17 protein-coding genes are annotated in these 20,939 nt (G+C 74.7%); 8 read left to right on the top strand and 9 right to left on the bottom strand.

The annotated features are described in order from the left end of the window. Positions 1-3: 3 nt before the first annotated feature. Positions 4-2,541 carry a sensor histidine kinase gene (locus CRV15_RS01025; RefSeq protein ID WP_003962691.1) on the bottom strand — a complete coding sequence of 846 codons (2,538 nt, stop codon included), beginning with the start codon at positions 2,539-2,541 and terminating at the stop codon, positions 4-6. Between the two features lie 605 nt (positions 2,542-3,146). Here CRV15_RS01025 and CRV15_RS01020 point away from each other — a divergent pair. Beyond that, positions 3,147-3,365: a hypothetical protein gene (locus CRV15_RS01020; protein ID WP_003962692.1), complete on the top strand. Its 219-nt coding sequence runs from the start codon at positions 3,147-3,149 to the stop codon at positions 3,363-3,365. A 99-nt stretch (positions 3,366-3,464) separates the two neighbouring features. Further along, positions 3,465-4,451, top strand: a complete 987-nt coding sequence (locus CRV15_RS01015; RefSeq protein WP_078564521.1) for a sporulation protein — start codon at positions 3,465-3,467, stop codon at positions 4,449-4,451. A 147-nt stretch (positions 4,452-4,598) separates the two neighbouring features. On the opposite strand, the gene CRV15_RS01010 is transcribed toward CRV15_RS01015, so the two are convergent. After that, positions 4,599-5,531 carry a M56 family metallopeptidase gene (locus CRV15_RS01010; protein ID WP_003962694.1) on the bottom strand — a complete coding sequence of 311 codons (933 nt, stop codon included), beginning with the start codon at positions 5,529-5,531 and terminating at the stop codon, positions 4,599-4,601. A 7-nt stretch (positions 5,532-5,538) separates the two neighbouring features. Beyond that, positions 5,539-5,970, bottom strand: coding sequence for a BlaI/MecI/CopY family transcriptional regulator (locus CRV15_RS01005; protein WP_174391393.1), 432 nt, complete (start codon positions 5,968-5,970; stop codon positions 5,539-5,541). Positions 5,971-6,471: 501 nt separating this feature from the next. Between CRV15_RS01005 and CRV15_RS01000 the strand changes: the two genes are divergently transcribed. Further along, the gene (locus tag CRV15_RS01000; protein WP_003962696.1) at positions 6,472-7,212 is read left to right on the top strand and encodes a hypothetical protein; all 741 of its coding nucleotides are present in this window, start codon (positions 6,472-6,474) and stop codon (positions 7,210-7,212) included. A 119-nt stretch (positions 7,213-7,331) separates the two neighbouring features. On the opposite strand, the gene CRV15_RS00995 is transcribed toward CRV15_RS01000, so the two are convergent. From CRV15_RS00995 to CRV15_RS00985, 3 genes are all read right to left on the bottom strand, one after another. Continuing rightward, a complete protein-coding gene (locus CRV15_RS00995; RefSeq protein WP_174391448.1) occupies positions 7,332-7,586 on the bottom strand; it encodes a hypothetical protein in 255 nt (84 codons plus the stop codon). A gap of 166 nt (positions 7,587-7,752) precedes the next feature. Then, positions 7,753-10,518 (bottom strand): cation-translocating P-type ATPase, encoded by a 2,766-nt coding sequence (locus CRV15_RS00990; RefSeq protein WP_009998128.1) that lies wholly within the window; start codon positions 10,516-10,518, stop codon positions 7,753-7,755. Positions 10,519-10,520: 2 nt separating this feature from the next. Continuing rightward, positions 10,521-11,489: a polyphosphate kinase 2 family protein gene (locus tag CRV15_RS00985; protein ID WP_009998130.1), complete on the bottom strand. Its 969-nt coding sequence runs from the start codon at positions 11,487-11,489 to the stop codon at positions 10,521-10,523. Between the two features lie 347 nt (positions 11,490-11,836). Between CRV15_RS00985 and CRV15_RS00980 the strand changes: the two genes are divergently transcribed. Beyond that, positions 11,837-12,253 carry a LysR substrate-binding domain-containing protein gene (locus CRV15_RS00980; protein WP_003959136.1) on the top strand — a complete coding sequence of 139 codons (417 nt, stop codon included), beginning with the start codon at positions 11,837-11,839 and terminating at the stop codon, positions 12,251-12,253. A gap of 6 nt (positions 12,254-12,259) precedes the next feature. On the opposite strand, the gene CRV15_RS00975 is transcribed toward CRV15_RS00980, so the two are convergent. Next, positions 12,260-12,505, bottom strand: a complete 246-nt coding sequence (locus tag CRV15_RS00975; protein WP_009998131.1) for a hypothetical protein — start codon at positions 12,503-12,505, stop codon at positions 12,260-12,262. After that, on the bottom strand, positions 12,489-12,740 hold the full coding sequence (locus tag CRV15_RS00970; RefSeq protein ID WP_029183140.1) for a DUF6400 family protein: 252 nt from the start codon (positions 12,738-12,740) through the stop codon (positions 12,489-12,491). Before CRV15_RS00970 ends, CRV15_RS00975 begins: the two co-directional genes overlap by 17 nt. A gap of 429 nt (positions 12,741-13,169) precedes the next feature. Between CRV15_RS00970 and CRV15_RS00965 the strand changes: the two genes are divergently transcribed. Next, positions 13,170-14,963 carry a VanW family protein gene (locus CRV15_RS00965; protein WP_003962702.1) on the top strand — a complete coding sequence of 598 codons (1,794 nt, stop codon included), beginning with the start codon at positions 13,170-13,172 and terminating at the stop codon, positions 14,961-14,963. A 23-nt stretch (positions 14,964-14,986) separates the two neighbouring features. On the opposite strand, the gene CRV15_RS00960 is transcribed toward CRV15_RS00965, so the two are convergent. Further along, the gene (locus CRV15_RS00960; RefSeq protein WP_003962703.1) at positions 14,987-16,027 is read right to left on the bottom strand and encodes a hypothetical protein; all 1,041 of its coding nucleotides are present in this window, start codon (positions 16,025-16,027) and stop codon (positions 14,987-14,989) included. 277 nt (positions 16,028-16,304) lie between these two features. Between CRV15_RS00960 and CRV15_RS00955 the strand changes: the two genes are divergently transcribed. The 3 genes from CRV15_RS00955 (at position 16,305) to CRV15_RS00945 (ending at position 20,881) form a co-directional block, all read left to right on the top strand. Continuing rightward, positions 16,305-17,102 carry a 3-hydroxybutyrate dehydrogenase gene (locus CRV15_RS00955; protein WP_003962704.1) on the top strand — a complete coding sequence of 266 codons (798 nt, stop codon included), beginning with the start codon at positions 16,305-16,307 and terminating at the stop codon, positions 17,100-17,102. Between the two features lie 218 nt (positions 17,103-17,320). Further along, a complete protein-coding gene (locus CRV15_RS00950) occupies positions 17,321-18,760 on the top strand; it encodes an MFS transporter (RefSeq protein WP_003962705.1) in 1,440 nt (479 codons plus the stop codon). Between the two features lie 117 nt (positions 18,761-18,877). Then, a complete protein-coding gene (locus CRV15_RS00945) occupies positions 18,878-20,881 on the top strand; it encodes a helix-turn-helix domain-containing protein (protein WP_003962706.1) in 2,004 nt (667 codons plus the stop codon). The last annotated feature ends 58 nt before the right edge of the window (positions 20,882-20,939 follow it).

Below are 20,939 nucleotides of genomic sequence, written 5' to 3'. Positions count from 1 at the left end.
GGCTCAGCCCGGCCCCGGGGTGCCGTCGGGGCCGGGCCGTGCGGGGGGCGCCACGGCGGGGAGGGTCAGGGTCACCGTGAATCTGCCGCCCCGGGTGCCGGCGGCGGTCAGCGCGCCGCCCATCGCCTCGGTCAGCTCGCGGGAGAGCCGCTGGGCGATCCCCTCGGCCCGGGCGCCCGGCGGACGGTCACCGGCGGGCGGGGCCGGGGAACCGCCGTCGGTCACCCGTACCGCCAGCTTCCCGGGCAGCGCCCGGGCCACCACCGAGGGAGGCGCCCCCGGCGCGCTGTTGCGCAGCGCGTCCGCGATGAGCGCGGTGAGAGCGCGGGCGAGCTGCGCCGCGTCCGCGATCACCTCGGGCAGCCCGTCCGGCACGGACACCTCGACGGTCCGGCCCCCGGGCCCCAGCTCGTCCAGGGACGCCGTCAGCACCTCGCCGACGTCCACCGGGCGCAGGACCGTCGCGAGGGCACCGCCGTGCAGCCGGTTCAGGGTCTCCAGATCGGCGACGAGCCGTTCGGCACGGCGCACGGACAGCTGCGCGGTGCCCAGCAGCCGCGCCTCGTCGGCCCGGGTCCCGGCCCCGTGGCCCAGCCGCACCAGCGCCTCGTCCGCCGTGCGCAGCACGGCGCGCAGCTCACGCCCCGCGCGCAGCAGCAGCGAGGCCCGGGTCCGTTCGGCGGTGGCCCGGGTGTCCGTCTCGGCCGCCCGGCGGGCGAGGACGCCCCTGCTGTACGCGACGGCGAGCTGCGCCCCGCACGCGGCGAAGACCCGGTAGTCGTCGGTGCCCAGGGCCCGGCCGCGCCCGGCCAGGGTGAGGCCGCTGTCCGCGAGGGCCTCCACATCGGCGTCCTCCGGCCGCTCCGGGGGCCGCTCGCCCGCCGCCGCGACGACGTACCAGCGTGTCCTGACACCCGCCGCCGTCTCCCGCAGCAGCAGGCTGAGCGAGGTCAGCCCGAAGTTCTCCCGGATCTGCTCCACCAGCGCGGGCAGCTCCCGTCCGCGCATCATCTCCGTGGCCAGCCTGCTCAGCGCCGCCGCCTCCGCCGCGGCGCGCCCGGCCCGGCGGGCGCGCCGGGCCGCCGTCCCGGCGGCGAGGCCGACGAGGACGGCCACGGCGAGGAACACCGCGGGTGCCAGCAGCTCATCGGCGCGCGCCCCGGACAGGGACCGCCCGGGGGCGGCGAACCACCGGTCGGCGAGGACGGCGGAGACCACGGCCGCGAGCAGCGCGGGCCACAGACCGCCGACGAGGGCGATCACCACGACCAGCAGCAGACAGAGCAGCAGCGCCCCCGCCGGGCCGACGCCGGTACCCGGCGCGGTCAGGACGAGGGCGAGCGCGGGCGGCAGGACGGCGGCGAGGGCGAGCGCGGCCCACCAGCGGCGGTCCCGGTACGGGGACCACCGGTGACGGCCCGGGCCCGGGGCCCGCCCGCTGCCGCTGCCCGGCCGCGGGACCGGGCCTCCGGCCTCCTCATGGGTGACGATATGGACGTCGATCGGCCCCGAGCCCCGGATGGTCCGCCGCCCGACACCCGTGCGGACCACGGACATGACCCGGCCCCGGCGGCTCGCACCCAGCACGATCTGGGTGACGTTCTCCGTCCGGGCGAAGCCGAGCAGCGCCGCCGCGATGTCGTCCCCCGTGACCTGGTGGTACGTGCCGCCGAGCGATTCCACGAGGGCGCGTTGCTCCGCCAGGGGCACGGGGTCCGCCAGCCCGTCCCCGGGCACCACATGGAGGGCCAGCAGCTCACTGCCGGGTGTCCGCGCGCTGATCCGGGCCGCGCGGCGGATGACCGTCCCGCCCTCCCGGCCGCCGGTCAGCCCGACCAGGATGCGTTCACGGGTCTCCCAGGGGGCGGAGATGCCGTGCTCGGCCCGGTACCGCTGGAGCCCTTCCTCCACCCGGTCCGCCAGCCAGAGCAGGGCCAGCTCGCGCAGGGCGGTGAGGTTCCCGACCCGGAAGTAGTGGGTGAGGGCCGTCTCGATCCGGTCCGGGGGATAGATGTCGCCGTGGGTCATCCGGCGGCGCAGGGCCTCCGGCTCCAGGTCGACCAGTTCGATCTGGTCGGCGCGCCGGGCCACCGGGTCCGGCAGGGTCTCGTGCTGCCGCACCCCGGTGATCTCCTCGACCACGTCGTTGAGGGACTCCAGGTGCTGGATGTTGAGCGTGGTGATCACATCGATCCCGGCGTCGAGCAGTTCCTCCACGTCCTGCCAGCGCCGGGGGTTGCGGGAGCCGGGCACGGTGGTGTGGGCCAACTCGTCCACCAGCGCGATCCCGGGCCGCCGGGCCAGTACCGCGGCCACGTCCATCTCGGTGAGCCGCACCCCCCGGTGGACCACCCGGCGGCGCGGCACCGAGGGCAGCCCCTCGGCCATCGCGGCCGTGAGCCTGCGCCCGTGCGGCTCGACCAGGGCGACGACGACATCGGCGCCCTCGGCGGCGAGCCGTCTGCCCTCGGCGAGCATGGCGTACGTCTTGCCGACCCCGGGAGCGGCCCCGAGGTAGATCCGCAGCCGACCCTGTGCCATGTCGCTCTCCGCCGGTGTCGCGGGACGCCGCCCGCCCGCTGCCGGGGTCGGCAGGACATGCGCCTCCTGCCGGGACGCCGGTCGTCCGTCGCGGGGACGCTGTCCGGGCGGGGCGCCCGTACCGCTTCCATGGTGCGCCCGGTGGCGCGGACACGGCGGCCCCGAGGGGCCCGTACGCGTCGCGGACACGGGGTGGACGGCTCCCCGGCGGCGGCCCGTGTCACCCGCCCGGCGGAGCGGCGCGCGAGAGCGGCGCCGGTGGCCCTTTCCGGCCCCGGGCCGCCGGGGGCGGGCCGGAGCGGGTGCGTCCGGCCCCGCGCGCACCCCTGGTTCCGGCCACCGTGTCCCGTTACTTCTACACGCATGTAGAAATTGGTGGCGCGGCTGGGGTATGTTCCTGAGCGCCGCCGCCGCGCGGGGCGCGGACCGGCCGGTACGGGCGCGGTCACCCCTGTCCTGACAGGGAGTTGACGGACCGTCCGTCCGAGGGGCCGGCACCCCGCCGCCCGGGGCGCGCTCCGGTCGTCCGGGCCGCCTGCCCGGGGCCGGGGCGGCGTCACCCGTCCCCGTCGCTCTCGTACACACAACCGCTCGGAGGAACACGCATGGCCTCGATCGACCTGGACACGGTGTTGGACAAGGCATGGGCGGACAAGACCCTGCCGGAGATCCTGGGCGCGCCGGTCGGCGCGCTCAAGGGCGTCTCCGACCGGGACGGCGAACTGCTCAAGGAGGCGTTCGGCGTCACCACGGTCGCGCAGCTCGCCGAGGTGAAATACGTTCGCTGGGCGCAGGCCCTGGCCGCCCTGGGCGCGGCCGAGTAGGACCCGACAGCGCGGCGGCGCGGGCCCGGCCCACCGGGCCCGCCCGCCGTATCGCACAACGCATCAGAAGGAGTGAACGCCGCCATGGTGTTCAAATGACTGCTCGGATCGCTCGGCGTGGGCGGGCCCACCGTGGACACGGTTCTCGACCCCGGCCCCGCCGCGCCCGGTTCCAGCCTGACCGGGCAGGTCCATCTCAAGGGTGGCAGCACGGACTTCACCGTCGAGCACATCACCCTGGAGCTGGTCGCCCGGGTCGAGACCGAGTCCTTCGACCACGGTGAGGGGGAGGGCGAAGGAGTCGTCGTCTTCGACCGGTTCACGGTGGCCGAGGGCATCCGGCTGGCGGCGGGGGAACAGCGCGCCGTCCCGTTCGGCGTCCCGCTCCCCTGGGAGACCCCCGTGACGGAACTGTACGGGCAGGCGCTCGGCATCGTGCTCGGCGTCCGCACGGAGATGGCCGTCGCCGGGGCGAAGGACAAGGGCGACCTCGACCCGCTGACGGTCCGTCCACTGCCGGTGCAGGAGGCGGTCCTGGAGGCGTTCGGACAGCTCGGCTTCGGCTTCCGCTCCGCCGACCTCGAATACGGGCGCATCGGCGGCACCGGTCAGCAGCTCCCCTTCTACCAGGAGATCGAGCTGATCCCGGCCGAGCGCTACGCGCACCGGATGAACGAGATCGAGGTGACCTTCCTCGCCGCCCCGGGCGGTATGGACGTGGTCCTGGAGGCGGACCGGCGCGGCGGGCCGCTCTCCTCCGGGTACGACGCGATCACCCGTTTCACGGTCCCGTACGCGGGTGTCGCGGGCACGGACTGGAACGCCGTGGTCGACCGCTGGGTCGGCGAGCTGGCCGACCGGTACCCGTCCCACGGCACGCCGCTCCCGCACGGCCACGGCGACCCGTACGGCGGTCACGGGGACCACGGACACGACGGGCACCACCGCTCCGGGCCGGGCATGGGCACCGTGGTCGCCGCGGGTGCCGCCGGTCTCGCGGTGGGTGTCGTCGGGGGCATGGTCGCGGCGGAGGTGGTCGACGAGGTCGGGGAGTACTTCGAAGGGGACGGAGAAGACGAGGGCTGAGAAGGGCTGACGAGGGCTGACGAGGGCTGACGGAGCCTGACGCGGCCTCGGCCCGCCGGGAAGCCGGCCGGGACGATGGGGGCCGACGGCCCCTGCCCGCTCCTCCCCGTGCCCGCGCGCAGGGCGCCACCGGGCCCGGCGCGCGGGCTACAGCGGGGTGGCGGCCTTGAGCACGAAGAACAGGGTCACGGCCGAGTTCGCCGAGGCCAGCGCCGACATCGCGGTGCCCGCAGCGGCTGTCCACGCCGCGAGCCCCACGGCGGTGAAGGCCGGGGGCCAGGTGTGGGCGACGGGCGCCGGGCCGAGCAGGGCCGCCACCCTGCGCGGCACCGGCCCGGGCGCGGCGAGCCCCGCCAGGGTGGCCGCCGGGGCGCCCCGTGAGACCAGGGCGGCCTTCCCGATCGCGAGGGCCGTCACCCGTCTGCTGCCGATGGTCCCGGCGGCCTCCTCGTCCGCCCACCGCTCGACGGTGTACGCCACCGCCGTGCGCAGCGGGCGCAGAAACGGGTTCGCCCGCGCCGCCAGCTCCACCAGCAGCAGGAACCGGTGGTGACGGCGGGCCAGATGGGCCCGCTCGTGCGCGAACAGCGCCCTGCGCTCCGCGCCGCTCAGGCTCGCCAGCATCCCGGTGGACACCACCACCCGGCCCCGGCGCCCGCCGGGCAGCGCGTAGGCGTAGGGCTCCTCGTCCGGGAGGACCGCGACCGGCGAGCGGGCCAGCCCCGCCAGGGCGTCCCACGCCCGGCGCCGCACCTGACGGTGGTGCCGCAGGGCACGTGAGCAGACGACCACCACCACGAGCAGGACGGGGATCGCGACCCTGCCCGCGATCTCGTCGTACGGGACGGCCGCGCGCACCTCCGGGTCCGACCAGCCGTCCGGCAGCGGGTTGCCCGGCAGTTGGGCGGTGCCCACCACCATCAGCAGGGCCAGGCACAGCGTGCTGCACAGCGCCAGCACCCCCGCCGCCGCCGACAGCAGCCAGGTCGCGGCCCGTGGATGCAGATGCTGCTCGGCCAGCCGCGCCACCGGCCACGCCGTCAGCGGCAGCACCAGCGGCAGGAAGACGAACACCCCCATGACGCGGTCAGCCCTCCGGCTCCTGGGCCCGCTCCAGCAGCTCCCGCAGCAGCCGCTCGTCACCGGGCGGCAGGGCGGTGACGAAGCGGGCGAGCACCGCCTCCCGGTCGCTCTCGCCGTCGAGCACCCGCCGCATCCGCAGGGCCGCGAGCCCCGCCTCGTCCGCGACCGGTGTCCACACGAACGAGCGACCCGCCCGCTCCCGGGTCACCGCGCCCTTCGCCAGCAGCCGGGTGAGGATGGTGATCACGGTGGTGTGCGCGAGGGACCCGCCCAACTGCTCCTGCACCCATGCCGTACGGGCCGGTCCCGGCGCCGCCCGCAGCGCCGCCAGCACTTCGGCCTCCAGCTCTCCCTGACCGCGCCGTCGCTCCCGCACCGGGTCTCTCACCTCGTCTCGCTCCGGCCTGCCGCCGCCGGACCCGGCGGGGCGGTCCATCGTAGCCAGCCCGCGCCCGGACGGCGCCCCGGGGAGCCGTCCCTGGCCCGCCCTGACAGGCGCTGCCCGCCGGGCGGGACGGGCGGCAGGGCGTCCGGTCGCCCGGGAGGGCAGGGCGGGCCGTGGCGAAGGGAGTTGTCCGCCGTCTCCCTGGGCAGGTACCGGACGGGTCGCGCGGGAGGAGCAGGGAGAAGCCGGGGGAGGAGCCGGAAGAAGGCCGGGGACGGGAGACCTGTCAGGACGTCCGTTCCCGTGGTCGGCCGGATGAGTGAACGGACGGCGGTGGGGCAGGGGAGGGGCAGTGACCCCGACGGCGGCCGGCTTCCTCCCGACTGCCTCCCGGTCCTCGGCGGTGCGGCCCGGTCCGGGTGGTCCCAAGGGCCCGGTCGGACCGCGTACCGTGGGGGTCCGCCCGGGCGAACACCCCTGATGCACCCGCCGTGATGAGTACGATGCGCGGCGGCACATCGATACTCGAATTCCAACGGAGAGGGAGCGGTGATGACCAGAGAAGCCGACAGCTCCATCAGTCAGGGCCTGAGAGAGCACTACACGGCGCAGTTCGCGGCCGAGTTGCAGAAGAACGCGTCGGAACAGGCCGAGCTGCGCGCCGAGCAGGAACGGCTCACCGGGCGCCTTGTGGAGCTGGAGAAGGACCACGACTGGCTGACGGGCATGCGCGCGGCGGCGCAGGAGGCGGAGGAGGCACCTGACGGTTCCGTGCCGCCGCCCGCGCCGGAGGAGCAGCCCGCGCCCGCCCCGGCGGCCGCGGCGGAGACCCCCGCCGCGGTGGTGCCCGCTCCGCGCCGTCCGCGTGAGGCAAGGAAGCCGAAGAAGGAGACGGGCGGCGGTACGGCCGTCCGCAAGTCCAAGGCCACCGCCTCCCGCAAGCCGAAGGCCGCGGCCCCGGCCGCGGAGGGCGGCGAGAAGAAGCTCACGCTGCGCACGGCCGTGCTGGAGCTGCTGCGCGGGCATGTCGAGCCGCGTACGGCGCGGGAGGTGGCCGACGAGGTCGCGCAGGCGCACCCGGAGCTGAAGACGACCGTCCCTGTCGTCCGCGACGCCCTGAACGCGCATGTCGCCAAGGGGCTGGTGGAGCGGGAGACCCGGCAGAAGTCGGTCTGGTACACGGTGGTGACCGCCGACGCGTCCTGGGCCGCGGAGGAGGCCGCCGCCGAGGGGCAGCCGGAGGCGGAGACGGTTTCCGCCGACGGGGAGCCCGAGGCCGCCGAAGGGTCCTGACCCGTCCTCGCGACGGCGCCCGGCACCGGTCCGGGCGGCGATCGGGTGATCCGCCCCCGGTTCCGGGGGACATCCGATCGCCGGTCCGGACCGCCCGCCGGCGCCCGGGCGCCGGGTGTTCAGTCCCCGGTCGCCCCGCCTTCCCCGTCCGCCGCGCCCGCCCCGCTCTCCGCCGTTTCCCCGGTGGCCGCCCCGGTGATCCTCCACCGGCCCACTTCGCGGTACTCCGAGTCGTACACGGGGGACCCGTCCCCCGGCTCCAGCGGGTAGTGGTGCAGGTTCCCGCCCCAGTACCGCAGGATCCGGCCCAGCTCGGCCGGGGTGTCCTCGGCCAACCGCCCCTCGTCCAGCGTGACTTCGAGGACGAATCGCACTGCCATCGCCGCCCCTCCCCTGTCCTGTGTCTCTCGTGCCGCTCGCTCTCCCCGGCCGCCCGTCGGCGCACCGGGCCGGACCTCGACCGTCCGCGCCCCGCAGTCTGCCACTTCCGCTCCGGTGGTCAGGGCGCGAGGGGATCGCGCGGCGACGGGCCCGCGGCCGCTACGGCGCGGGGACCGGCAGGGGCTCGGGTCCGGGTTCCGCGGGCCGCCGCCCCCGGGCCCGGTGCCGCGCGAGCGCCTTGCCCAGCTCCCAGGCGCACAGCAGGACGAGCGCCGCGAGCAGCGCCCAGCCGAACTGCCGCAGATCCAGCCGGGTGGTGCCGAGGACCACGCGGAAGCCGTCCATCTGGGTCACCATCACCGCGAGCGCGAACTCCCCGAGGGCCGCCCAGTTCATCTGCTTGCTGTCGAAGGTGGCGGCCCGCAGCACCGACTCCGTCTCGCTGCGGCACTCGAAGGCCGCCACGATCAGGCAGAGCGCGAAGGCGGTGAACGCCATCGAACGGCCCGTCTCCACACTGCCGAAGTGCCGCTCGCCCAGCTCGATCAGACCGAGCAGCAGCAGGGTCAGGGCCACCCCGGCCAGGACGACGGTGACCAGTAGCGGCCGGGTCAGCACCGAGTCCCCGCGGGGCCGGGGCCGCCGCCGCATCAGCCCCGGGCTCTCCCGGTCGAAACCCAGCGCGAAGCCGAACGGCGCGTTCACCACGAAGTGAATCCACAGGACCTGCGCCGGGGTGAAGGGCTCACCCGCCGCGATATTGAGGATCGTCGCCCCGAGGAAGGTCAGGACGAACGCCACCAGGAGCAGCAGGACGAATCGGATGTACTTGGTGAGGTTGTCGTAGAGCTTTCTGCCCTCCTCCACCGCGTGCACGATGGTGGCGAAGTTGTCGTCGGACAGGATCATCCGGCTCGCGTTCTTCGCCACGTCCGTACCGCTGCCCATGGCGATACCGATGTCGGCGGCCTTGATCGCGGGGGCGTCGTTGACGCCGTCGCCGGTCATCGCGACCACGTCGCCCTTCTTCTTCAGGGTCTCCGCGAGCAGCACCTTGTGCTCCGGCGCGACCCGTCCCACCACCCCGATCGACTCGATGCGCGAGAGCCGTTCCGCTTCCGGCAGCGCCGCGAAGTCCGCGCCGAGGACGGCCTCCCCGGGAATCCCGAGCTGCCGTGCGATCGCGGCTCCCGTGGTGACGTCGTCACCCGTCACCATGCGGACCCGGACATGGGCGGCCTGCGCGTCCGCCACGGCCTCCCGGGACTCCGCCCGGGGCGGGTCGACCATGCCGACGAGGGCGGTCAGCCGCACCCCGGTGACATGGCGCAGGAGATCCCCGCCGGGGTCGAACTCCGCCGGGTCGAGATCCCGGGTCGCCGCCGCCATCACCCGGCGGCCCGCGCCGCCCATGCGTTCCGTCTCCTGCTGGGCCCGGCGGCTCTGCTCCGGACCCCAGGGGACCGTCTCCCCGGCGGCGAGCGCGCTCCCCGCCCGTGCCAGCACCGCCGGAGCGGCGCCCTTGACGAAGCAGCGCACCACCGGGCGGCCCGTCCCGTCGGTGGCCGTGGTGAACACCGCCATCAGTTTGTAGTCCGGGTCGAACGGCAGGGTCGCCAGCCGGGGCAGCCGCTCCCGGGTGGCGTCGACGTCCAGCCCCGCCTTGTGGCCGAGGACGAGCAGCGCCCCCTCGGTGGGGTCGCCCACGAGGGCGCCGTCCACCAGCCGGGCGTCGTTGGCGACGAGGAACGGCAGGATCGCGTCCTCCACGCTCGCCGACGACCCGGCCGCGCGGTGGACCGTCCCTTCGAGGCCGTACCCCGTGCCGGACACGGTGTAGCGGTCGGTGGGGCTCACCACCTCGACCACCGTCATCTGGTTCATCGTCAGGGTGCCGGTCTTGTCCGAGTTGATCGCGGAGGTGAAGCCCAGGGTCTCCACCGACGGCAGTTCCTTCACGATCGCGTTGCGCCGCGCCAGCGCGAGGCTGCCGACGGACAGGATCACCTGGGTCACCGTCGGCAGGGCCTCGGGGATGGCCGCGATGGCCAGGGAGACCGCGCTGACGAAGAGGGTGTCCCACGCCTGTCCCCGGGCCCGCCCCAGGACGAACATCACCACCATGGTCAGCCCGGCGGCGCCCGCGATCCACAGCGTCAGACTGTTGAGCTGCCGGGTCAGCGGGGAGTCCTCCCGCCGGGTGGTGGAGAGCATCCCGGAGATCCGGCCCAGTTCGGTGTCCGAGCCCGTGGCGGTGGTGACGAGGACACCGCTGCCATGGGTGACGGGGGTGTTCATGAACGCCATGTTCGACTGCTCCCCGGGGCCCAGCGGGCCGTCGGGCAGGGTCGCGGTGCCCTTGGTCGCGGGCACACTCTCACCGGTCAGCGCGGACTCGTCGATCTGGAGGGAGCTGGCCGTGACGATCCGTCCGTCGGCCGGGACCTGGTCGCCCGCCGCGATGAGCACCACATCGCCCGGGACCAGCCCCTCCGCCGGGATCTCGGACTCGGCCCCCTCCCGCCGGACCCGCGCGGTCGCCTTCATCATCGACTTCAGCGCGTTCATCGCGCTTTCGGCCTTGCCCTCCTGACGCAGCCCGACGACCGCGTTCAGCAGGGTCAGGAGGGCCAGCAGGACCGCCGTGGCCCACTGCTGGATCAGCAGCGAGACCACCGCCGCGGCGACCAGGATGAGCTGCATATAGCTGCGGTACTGGCCGAGGAACCGGCGCCAGCCCGGGGGCGGCTTCTCCTCGGGGAGCGCGTTCGGCCCGGTGGCGGCGAGCAGCGCGGCCACCCGGTCCGCGGGGAGCCCGGCCGCCGGGTCGACACCGAGGGCGGTGGCGACCTCCTGTGGTGAACGGGTGTACCAGGGGGCGGCGCCGGGCTCCCGCGCCCCGGGGGACGCCGGTGGTACGGCCATGGTCATCCCTTCGGTCGGGCCCGTCGGCGCGGTGTCCGGTGCCGGGCCGCGTACGGGTCGGCAGGGGCTCCCCCGGGCGCCTCCGCCTCCAGCTCCCGCCGGGCGGCCCGCAGCTCCTTCCGGGCCCCGGCACCCACCTCGGGGTACTGGGGGTCGATCTCCATCAGGGTGTGCACCAGCACCGCCGAGGCGCAGATGCGCGCGAACCACTTGCGGTCCGCCGGGACGACGTACCACGGCGCCCAGGCGGTGCTGGTGGCCGACAGCATCTCGGAGAACGCCCGCTGGTAGTCGTCCCAGTAACGGCGCTCCCGCACATCGGCGGCGGAGAACTTCCAGTTCTTCTCCGGCAGGTCGATCCGTTTGAGGAAGCGGACCCGCTGCTCCTCCCGGGAGAGATTCAGAAAGATCTTCACCACCTTGAAGCCGTTGTCGGAGAGGTGGCGCTCCCAGTTGTTGATCTCCCGGTAGCGGCGCTTCCAGATCCCCGGGCGGCGGGCGCTCGCGGGCAGCTTCTGCCGGTCGAGCACATCCTGGTGCACCCGGACGACCAGTACCTCCTCGTAGTGCGAGCGGTTGAAGACGGCGATGTCCCCGCGGGCGGGCAGCCGCTTGGCGTACCGCCACAGATAGTCGTGGTCCAGCTCCTCGGCGGAGGGCACCTTGAAGCTGCTGACCTGCACGCCCTGGGGATTCATCCCGCTCATCACATGGCGGATGGTGCCGTCCTTCCCGCCGGCGTCCAGCGCCTGGAGACAGAGCAGCACACCGTAGGTGTCCTGGGCCGCGAGCCGCGCCTGGTACTCGGTCAGCAGCTCGGTGCCGGTCCGCAGCAGCTCCACGCCCTCGCTCTTCCTCAGCGCGTCGCGGTAGCGGGGGTCGAAGTCCCGGGCCAGGTCGACCCGGGAACCCGGCTCCACCCGCAGGGGCGCGATGAACTCCATGAGACGTCTGGCCCGTGTGTCCGCCATGGCCGACCAGCCCTTCCCCCCGGCGGCCGATCCCCGGGCCGGGGACACTCGCCACCCTTCCGCCGCGGGGCCGTGCCCGCCAGGGGCGGGCGTCCGTCCGGGTGACGGCCCCGCCGCCGGTGCCGGGCGACCGGACAGTCCCGACGCCGTGGAGCCCTGGCGCCCTGGCGCCCTGGCGCCCTGACGCACCCGCTGCCCGCGCCACCGAGCAGGACGGGGCAGGACGGCGGGGACGGGGCGTCAGACGGGGTGCAGCGGGCCCGTCGCCGTGCGCGGGGGCGCGCGGAGCGGCCCGTGCGCGCCGTGCTGATCTCCGCGCGGATGGCGACGGCCGTCTCCTCGGCCCGGTGGTCTTCCGTGACCCGGCGGTGCTCGCCGTGCCCGCCGGACACCCTCTGGCGGAACGGGACACCGTCCGCCAGGAGGACCTCGCCGGGCAGACCGTGCCGGCCGTGGGCGGAGTGCCCGACCACTGGCTGGATCAGCTCGTTCCGGACCGCACTCCGCACGGGGCACCCGTGCACCGGGTCACCGACATCGGGTCCTGGCAGGAACCGCCGGCGTCCGTCGGGGCCCGGCGGGGCTTCACCCTCGCCGCCGAGCAGGGCATCCGCTTCTCCCCCCGGCCCGATGTCGTCCATGTTCCCTTCGCCGACCGGCCGCCGATCAGTCACGGACTGATCTGGCGCACCACCGGGGCCACCGCCACGGTACGGGCCTTCGCGGCGGCGATGGCCCGATGGCGGGCGTCCGCCGCCCGCTGAGCGGGGTCAGCCGGGATGGGCGCCGCCGGGCGGGCGGGCGGCTCCCGGCCGAGTGTCGAGCGACCACAGATGCGTACAGCCGGGGCACTGGAGATGCAGCACCGGCCCCTTGTTGGAGATCAGATAGCGCCAGTGGACGCGGCAGTTGCGCCGGTCCCCGCAACTCCCGCAGGAGCGGGCGTCGTCACAGGAGGGGCAGGCCACCCAGGCGCGGCGGGCGTCGTCCGCCTGCGGGTCAATGGGCAGCCGCACGGCCCGGACCCTCTCCCGGCAGCACACCGGCGGCGACCAGCAGGTCGTAGGTGCGGCGCTGCTCGGCGTCCAGACCCGAGTAGAGCCGTGCGTACGCCTCGTCCTCGCCGCGCAGTACGGCGACCGGGTCCCAGTCGGGCCCCAGCGCGGCCATCACCTCGGCCCGCCGCCGGGCCTCCTCGACGGTCAGATCGATGGTGAAAGGCTGAAGATCGCTGGTCTTGTCCTGGTCCATGGTGAAACTTCCGGAGTGTTGGTGCTGGTCCTCCACCTTTACCAGAGCTCCCCCGGAGGAAGGAAGGGTGACCTAAGTCTCCGGCCCTCCCGGGTCCCGGCGCCCGGGGCGGTCCGTGGTCGGATGTGTGGTCTGCGTCACGGAGTCCGGGGTGCGTGGATGCCCCGCACACCGGGCCGACATGGACGTTCCGTGATGAAATCGATGCGTTCCGTGAGTAGTTGAGTGGGGGTGACCCCCGGTCCGGAGCCACCGGGTCAGTACCATGCTGGTGCAGGCGATCGGCCGATACGGCACCCGCGCCTGAGAAGTCCGGCGGCTTACCGGGGTTTGACGGGTGCCTCTCTAGGATCGGCGGGTCGCCGGACGTGCGACGGGGGACGAGCACAGCGGGCACAGACCGGGGAAGTCATCGACAAGGAGATATCCGTGCTTCGTTCTTCCGGGCCCCAGGCATCCGGATTCCCGCCTCCCGGGCCGCAGGCCCCCGGAGCGCCGGGCGGTGCCGGGGGCGGTCGGCGCCGAATACACCCCGCGCTGGTCGCGGCGGGTGTGGTGGGGCTCGGCTTCGGCGGACTGTATCTGGCCGGGACGGTCGCCTTCGACGGCGACGTGCCCTCGGGGACCCGGGTACAGGGAGTGGACATCGGGGGACTGAGCGTCGCCGCCGCCGAGTCGAAGCTGGAACGTGAGCTGGGACGGCGCCCCGTCGACCCCGTCCAGGTGCGCGTCGGCGACCGCACCGGCACCGTCGACCCCCGTGCGGCGGGCCTCACCCTCGACAGCGAGGAGACCGTCGCCCGGGCGGCCCGCACCGGCTCGGACCCCTTCACCGTGATCGGACGCCTCTTCTCCTCCGGCGACCGCGTGATCGAGCCGGTCCAGCGCGTCGACGGGACGAAGACCCGCGCGGCGCTGACGGACCTCGCGAAGAAGTACGACCGCACGGCCCGCGAGGGCTCGATCGGCTTCGACGGCGGCCGGGCCGTGCCGATCCAGGCGCGCGTGGGCGAGAAGATCGACATCGACGCCGCCACCGGGGTGCTCCGGGACGCGGTCCTGGCCCCGGAGGCCGCCCCGGTCGCCCTGCCGGTCGAGCGCACCGAACCGAAGGTCGGCGCCGACGAGGTCAACCGCGCGATGGAGCGGTTCGCCGGGCCCGCGATGGCCGCTCCCGTCACCGTCATGGTCGACGGCCGCACCGCCGCGATCCAGCCCGAGGTCATCGGCCGCCATCTGACGATGAAGCCGGACAAGACCGACCGGCTCACGCTCCGCCTCGACGGCGCCGCGCTGCGCAAGGACCCGCAGGTGGACAGCGCCCTCGACGAGATCACCGACGAACCGGTGGAGGGCACCCTCGGGGTGCGGAACGGCCGGGTCGTGCTCGCCAGTGACGGCAGGACCGGCCAGGAGGTCTCCGCCGACGCCCTGGAACGGACCGTCCTGCCCCTGCTGTCGCGCGAGGGCGCGACCTCGCGCACCGCCGTGCTGCCCGTCACCGAGCAGCGGCCCGAGCTGAGCCGGGAGACCTTCGACTCCCTCGGGATCACGGAGGAGATGTCCAGCTTCACGGTCAACTTCGACCAGGCCCCCTACCGCACCAAGAACATCGGCCGCGCCGCGGAGCTGATCAACGGCTCGCTGGTCAAGCCCGGTGAGGAGTGGAGCTTCAACAGGACGGTGGGGGAGCGGACCCCGGAGAACGGGTTCGTCGACGGCATCATCATCCAGGACGACCAGTTCACGAAGGCGGCGGGCGGCGGTGTCTCCGCGGTCGCGACCACCATGTTCAACGCCATCTTCTTCGCCGGGGTCAAGCCCGTCGAGTACGGCGCGCACTCGTTCTACATAGAGCGCTACCCGGAGGGCCGTGAGGCCACCGTCGCCTGGGGCAGCCTCGACCTGCGCTTCCTCAATGACTCCGGCAACTCCCTCTACATCGCCGCGGACGCCACCGACACCTCCGTCACCATCACGTTCTACGGGACGAAGAAGTACGACACGGTGGAGGCGGTCAAGGGGCCCCGTACCGAGGTGAAGAAGCCGGGGACCCGCAAGGGACCGGCCGAGAACTGTCTGCCGCAGACCCCGCTGGACGGGTTCAACGTCACCGTGGAACGCGTCCTGAGCAACGGTGGCCAGGAGGTCAAGCGGGAGAGCTTCACCACCCGTTACACCCCCCGCGACGAGGTCACCTGCGAGTCACCGATCACTCTCTGAGCCCCGCCGGCCGGCGCGCCCGGTCAGGGCCCCGCCCGTCCGTCCCCTCTCCGGAGGGGCCGGGTGCGCGGGGCCTTTCCGTGCCCGTGCCCGTCTCCGGCGCCGGGTGCGGACGGCCGTTCCCACCGCCCCGCACGGGAGTCGTAACGGCCCAGGAGGCGGTTGGCCGCCACGGTGAGCCGCAGCACCGGCCGCACCGGGTCGAGCAGGGTGAGCACCCCGCTGTCCGGCGCGGGCGCCGGGCGGTGCAGCAGGACGACCGGCAGCCGGGCGAGCGCGGAGTCCGGGTACGGGGCGAAGAACTCGACGGCGGCCAGCCGCAGCGGTACGTACACCGGCAGCAGATCGCCCCGGGCGAGCGGCGGCTGGCACTGCATGCGCAGCAGGCAGTCCAGCGCCAGCAGCGGCAGCGCGCACCCCGCCGTCGCACCGGCCGGGTCACCGGGGCCGGGGACGAACTCCCCCGAGCCGCCCCAGGGGTGGCGCTGGATACGGGTGAGGGCCGTGAAGGGCCCGCTGAGCAGCAGGGGGCCGCCGGGCTGCTGACAGGGGTCGGTGCTCGGCCGCGCGGGCCACCTCGGCAGCCGGAGCGGGGCCGGTGCGCGGGCGAGCGGCCCGATATGGACGGTGGCCTCGGCGACCGGCGGACCCGGCGGGTCCGGGGGCTCCCGCTCCGGGGCGTCGGCGCGGATGACCACCCGTACCGCCGCCGGGCCCCGGGCGGGCGGGTGCACCGGGGGCTGGGCGCCGATCCACAGCGGCGGCGGCCCGCCGCTCGCGCCCGGTTCCGGCGGGCGCTCGAACCGCACCCCGGTCATGGCCCTGACCGGCCCCGGGAGCAGCCGGGTGGCCGCCTCGGCCGCGCACTCCAGCCAGAGGACGTCCGGGACCACGGGCCGTGAACCGATGAGGTGACAGGCCGCCAGCGACTCGCCCGCGGCGCTCAGCCGCAGGCTCCACCAGTGCCGCAGATGGTGCTCCTCGGCGGGCTCGCCCAGCCGGAACAGCCGCTCGGCCACCGCCCCGGCCGGCTCCCGCGCCGGTGCGCCGCCGCTGGTGCTCATCCTTCGTCCTTCGTCCGTCACCCTTCGGCCCCGGGCCCCGGCAGGGCGTGCCGCTCACACGAAGCAGCACTCATCATTTTACCAAATTGGGCGCTTATGTCCTGGTCAGGGCCGTACGGCCGCCGATGGGCCGCCGCCGGACCCGGGGGAGCGGGGGCGGCGGCGCGCCGCCGCGCCGGAACGGGGCGCTCATGGCGGGAAGCCCTATGCCGCGCACCGTCATTGTGGTGTCCCTCCCCCTAGGTGTGCGCGGTCGCCGACCCTACTGTTTCCGGCCATGACCAGCGTCTCTCCCCTCCTGTCCGCGCAGGCGCCGCCCGTGGCCCCCGGCCCCGGTCCGCGCTCCCGCACCGCCCTGGTGACCGGCGGCGGCAGCGGCATCGGCCGGGCCTGCGCCGTCGCCCTCGCGGCGGCGGGCGCCACCGTGCACGTGGCCGACCTCGACGCCGCGTCCGCGGCGGCCGTCGCCGAGGAGACCGGCGGCCGGGCGCACACCGTCGACCTCGCCGATCCCGCCGCGATCGACACACTCCCCACCGCCGTCGACATCCTCGTCAACAACGCCGGGTTCCAGCATGTGGCGCCCCTCGTCGACTTCCCGCCGGAGCTGTTCGCCCGGATGCAGCAGGTGATGGTCACCGCCCCGTTCCTGCTGCTGCGCCGCACCCTGCCGCACATGTACGCGCGCGGCTGGGGCCGGGTCGTGAACATCTCCAGCGTCCACGGGCTGCGGGCGAGCGCCTTCAAGAGCGCCTATGTCACGGCCAAGCACGCGCTGGAGGGGCTGAGCAAGGCCGCCGCCGTCGAGGGCGCGCCCCACGGCGTCACCAGCAACTGCGTCAACCCCGGGTATGTCCGTACCCCGCTGGTCGAACGGCAGATCGCGGATCAGGCCGCCGTCCACGGGATCGGCGCCGACGCGGTGGTCTCCCGGGTCCTGCTGGCCCGTTCGCCCGTCAAACGGCTGCTCGCGGCCGAGGAGGTGGCCGCGCTCGTGGTCTGGCTGTGCGGCGAGCACGCCGGGGCCGTCACCGGTGCCTCACTGCCGGTCGACGGCGGCTGGACCGCCACCTGAGCCGCCACGCCCTCTTGCCATTCCGCTCTTTTGGCGCTTCCGTGCTTCAGCGTCCGCGCGTTCTCCCGCCTGTCCGCCCGCCCGTGCTCCCGCCCGCTCCGCGCTCCCCCGTTCCCCGCCCGTGCCCGGCCCCTGTGTTCCGCGCCCGCGCCCGTGCCCGGCCCCTGCTCCGTGCTCCCGTGTCCCTTCCGCCCCGCACCCGGAACCGGTGATGACCCATGACTGACGACGCCCGTACCACCGCCGCGCCGGACGGCCGCCAGACCTCCGGCGGTATCACCCGCATCGTCGGCGCCAGCCTGATCGGCGCCACCATCGAGTGGTACGACTTCTTCCTCTACGGCACCGCCGCCGCGCTGGTCTTCAACACCGTCTTCTTCCCCACCGACGACCCCCTGGTGGGCACCCTCATCGCCTTTGTCACCTACGCCATCGGATTCGCCGCCCGTCCGCTGGGCGGTCTGGTCTTCGGCCACTACGGCGACCGGATCGGCCGCAAGAAACTCCTGGTGCTCAGCCTGCTGCTGATGGGCGGGTCGACCTTCGCGATGGGCCTGCTGCCCACCTACGACTCCATCGGGGTCGCCGCGCCGATCCTGCTCACCGTGTTGCGGCTGGTACAGGGCTTCGCACTCGGCGGCGAGTGGGGCGGCGCCGTGCTGATCGTCTCCGAACACGGCGGCGACCGGCACCGCGGCTTCTGGGCCTCCTGGCCCCAGGCCGGAGTCCCCTGCGGCAACCTCCTCGCCACCGGAGTGCTGGCGCTGCTCGCCTCCGTCCAGTCCGACGCGGCCTTCCAGTCCTGGGGCTGGCGCGTCCCCTTCCTGCTCTCCGGGGTGCTCGTGGCGATCGGGCTCTGGATTCGCGTCTCGGTCTCCGAGTCCCCCGTCTTCCTGGAGGCCCGGGCGAAGGCGGAGGCCGCGGCGGCGCGCGGCGTCAAGCGCCAGGCGCCGGTCGTCGAGGTGTTCCGCCGCAACCGGCGCGAGGTGCTGGGCGCGATGGGCGTCCGGTTCGGCGAGAACGTCTCCTACTACATCCTCACCTCCTTCCTCCTGGTGTACGTCACCAACCATCTCGACCTGCCCAAGAGCACCGCCCTCAACGCCGTACTGATCGCTTCCGCCCTCCACTTCCTCACCATTCCGCTGTGGGGGGCGCTCTCCGACCGGTGGGGCCGCAGACCGGTGACCCTGATCGGATCGGTCGGCATGGCCGGATGGGCGTTCGCCTTCTTCACCCTCGTGGACACCGGGTCCTTCCTGGTGATCACGCTGGCGGTGACGGTGGGGCTGCTGTTCCACGGCGCCATGCTCGGGCCGCAGGCGGCCTTCATCTCCGAGATGTTCGACACCGAGATCCGCTACTCCGGCGCCTCGATGGGCTCCCAGCTCGCCACCATCGTCGCCGGGGCACTGGCGCCCATCATCGCCGTCGAACTGCTGAAGGACTACGACTCGGCGGGCCCCGTCGCCCTCTATCTGAGCGCCGCCGCGATCGTCACGACCCTCACCACCGTCGTGGTGCGGGAGACACGGGGACGCGATCTGAGCCGCCCCGCCGCACCGGAGCCCGCGCCCGTGCCCGCGCGGGCCGGGGCCGGGGACGCCTCCGCCGGGCCCGTACGCGAGGCCCGTGGCGCCGGAACCGACCCGAAGTGAGCCCGCGCCGTCCCGCCCCGTCCCGGTACGGCGGCACCGGTACGGGCCCGGCTCCCCGCTCCCGGTCCGCCGTACCCGGGGGGGGTGGCTGCCGCCGGGGTGACGACGGCTGCCACCATGGCCACCGTGAAGGAACGCACCGACCCCGCACCGCCCGCCCCCCGCGCGCCCGGTGACGACCCGTCCGGGAACGGGCGCCCCGGCGCCGGTCCACCGACCGTCGCCGCCGCCCTGCGCGAACTGCTGGACCTGCTGGCCTCCGGCGCCCCCGGCGAACGGCTCGGCCGTCCGGCCGCCGGGGCGCGCGCGGCCGGAGCGGGCCCCCGGGAACAGGCCGCCGTGGACGAGGCCACCCGCGTCGCCCACGACATCCACCGGACCCTCACCCAGCACCGGCGGCGGGAGGCCGAACTCGCCGCCCTGTTCGACACCGCGGGCGACCTCGCGGCCCTGCGCGACCTCGACGCCGTGCTCCGCGCCATCGTCCACCGGGCCCGCACCCTCCTCGGCACCGACCTCGCCTACCTCACCCTCCACGACCCCGCCGCCGGTGACACCTATATGCGCGTCACCGACGGCTCCGTCTCGGCCACCTTCCAGCAACTGCGCCTCGGCATGGGCGAAGGGCTCGGCGGGCTCGTCGCCCAGACCGCCCGCCCCTACGCCAGCACCGACTACCGCGACGACCACCGCTTCCTGCACACCGGGGCCATCGACGAAGGAGTGCGCGAGGAAGGGCTGCGCGGCATCCTCGGGGTGCCCCTGCGGGTCGGCACCCGGGTCATCGGCGTACTGTTCGCCGCCGACCGCACCCTGCGCGACTTCACCCCCGACGCCATCGCCCTGCTCTCCTCCCTCGCCGACCACGCCGCCGTCGCCATCGACGGCGCCCGCCTCCTGGAGGAGACCCGTTCCGCGCTCGTCGAACTGAACGCCGCCAACGAACGCGCCCGCGCCCACAGCGAAGCCCTCCGCCGCGCCGCCGACGCCCACGACCGGCTCACCGACCTGGTCCTGCGCGGCGGCGGCATCGACGACGTCGCCCAGGAGATCGCCGTGCTGCTCGGCGGCGGGCTCGCCGTCCACGACGCCGACGGCGCCGAACTCGCCCGGGTCGGCTGCGACCCCGTCACTCCCTCGCCCGAGGGCATCGACGCCTCCCGCGCGGGCGGCCGGGCCGTCCCCGCCGACTCCACCTGGATCTGCGCCGTCCTCGCCGGTTCCACCCTGCTGGGCAGCCTCGTCCTCGTCGGCAGACCCGCGCTCACCGACGCCGACCGCCGTCTCTTCGAACGCGCGGGACTCGTCACCGCCCTGCTGATGCTGCTGCGCCGCTCCGTGGCCGAGGCCGAGGACCGGGTCCGCGGCGAACTCCTCGACGATCTGCTCACCACCCCGGCCGGACGCCCCGACGGCCACCGGGACGCCGGAAGCCTCGCCCTGCGCGCCCGCCGGCTCGGCGTCGACCTGTTCGGCCGCCCCCACGCGGTCCTCGTCCTCGACTGCGAGACGGCGCTGCGCGCCCGGCTCACCGGCGAGACCACCCGCCGGGCCCGGCGCCTCGGCGGACTCGCGGGCACCCACGACGGCCGCCCGGTGCTGCTCGTCCCCGAGCCCGAACCGGGCCCGCTCGCCCGGGAACTGGCCGGGGAACTCACCGCCGCCGTCGGCGCGCCCGTCACCGTCGGCGCCGGACGGTCCGCCACCGGCCCCGACCGGCTCCCCGACAGCCACGCCGAGGCCCGGCGCTGCCTCGACGCCCTGCACGCCCTCGGCCGCACCGGGGACGGCGCGGGCCCCGGCGAACTCGGCTTCCTCGGTGTGCTGCTCGGCGACCGCACCGACGTCGGCGGCTATGTCGACAGCGTCCTCGGACCCGTCCTCGCCTACGACCGCCGCCGCGGCACCGAACTCGTCCGCACCCTCGACGCCTACTACGGCGAGGGCGCCAGTCTCGCCCGCGCCAAGGAGGCGCTGCACGTCCATGTGAACACCGTCGTCCAGCGTCTCGACCGGGTCGCCCACCTCCTCGGCCGGGACTGGAACACCCCGGCCCGCTCCCTGGAGATCCAGCTCGCGCTGCGGCTGCACCGCATCGGACGCGGTGCGCCGCGCCCCTGAGTGCGGGACGAACCGTGCCGATCATGGATTGCCCGCCGCTCCGCCCGTCCTGCACGAT

The organism is Streptomyces clavuligerus, from assembly GCF_005519465.1.
Classification (GTDB): Bacteria; Actinomycetota; Actinomycetes; order Streptomycetales; family Streptomycetaceae; genus Streptomyces; species Streptomyces clavuligerus.
Note: the sequence above shows the minus strand (reverse complement) of the source record. Positions and strands in the feature narration are given on the sequence as shown.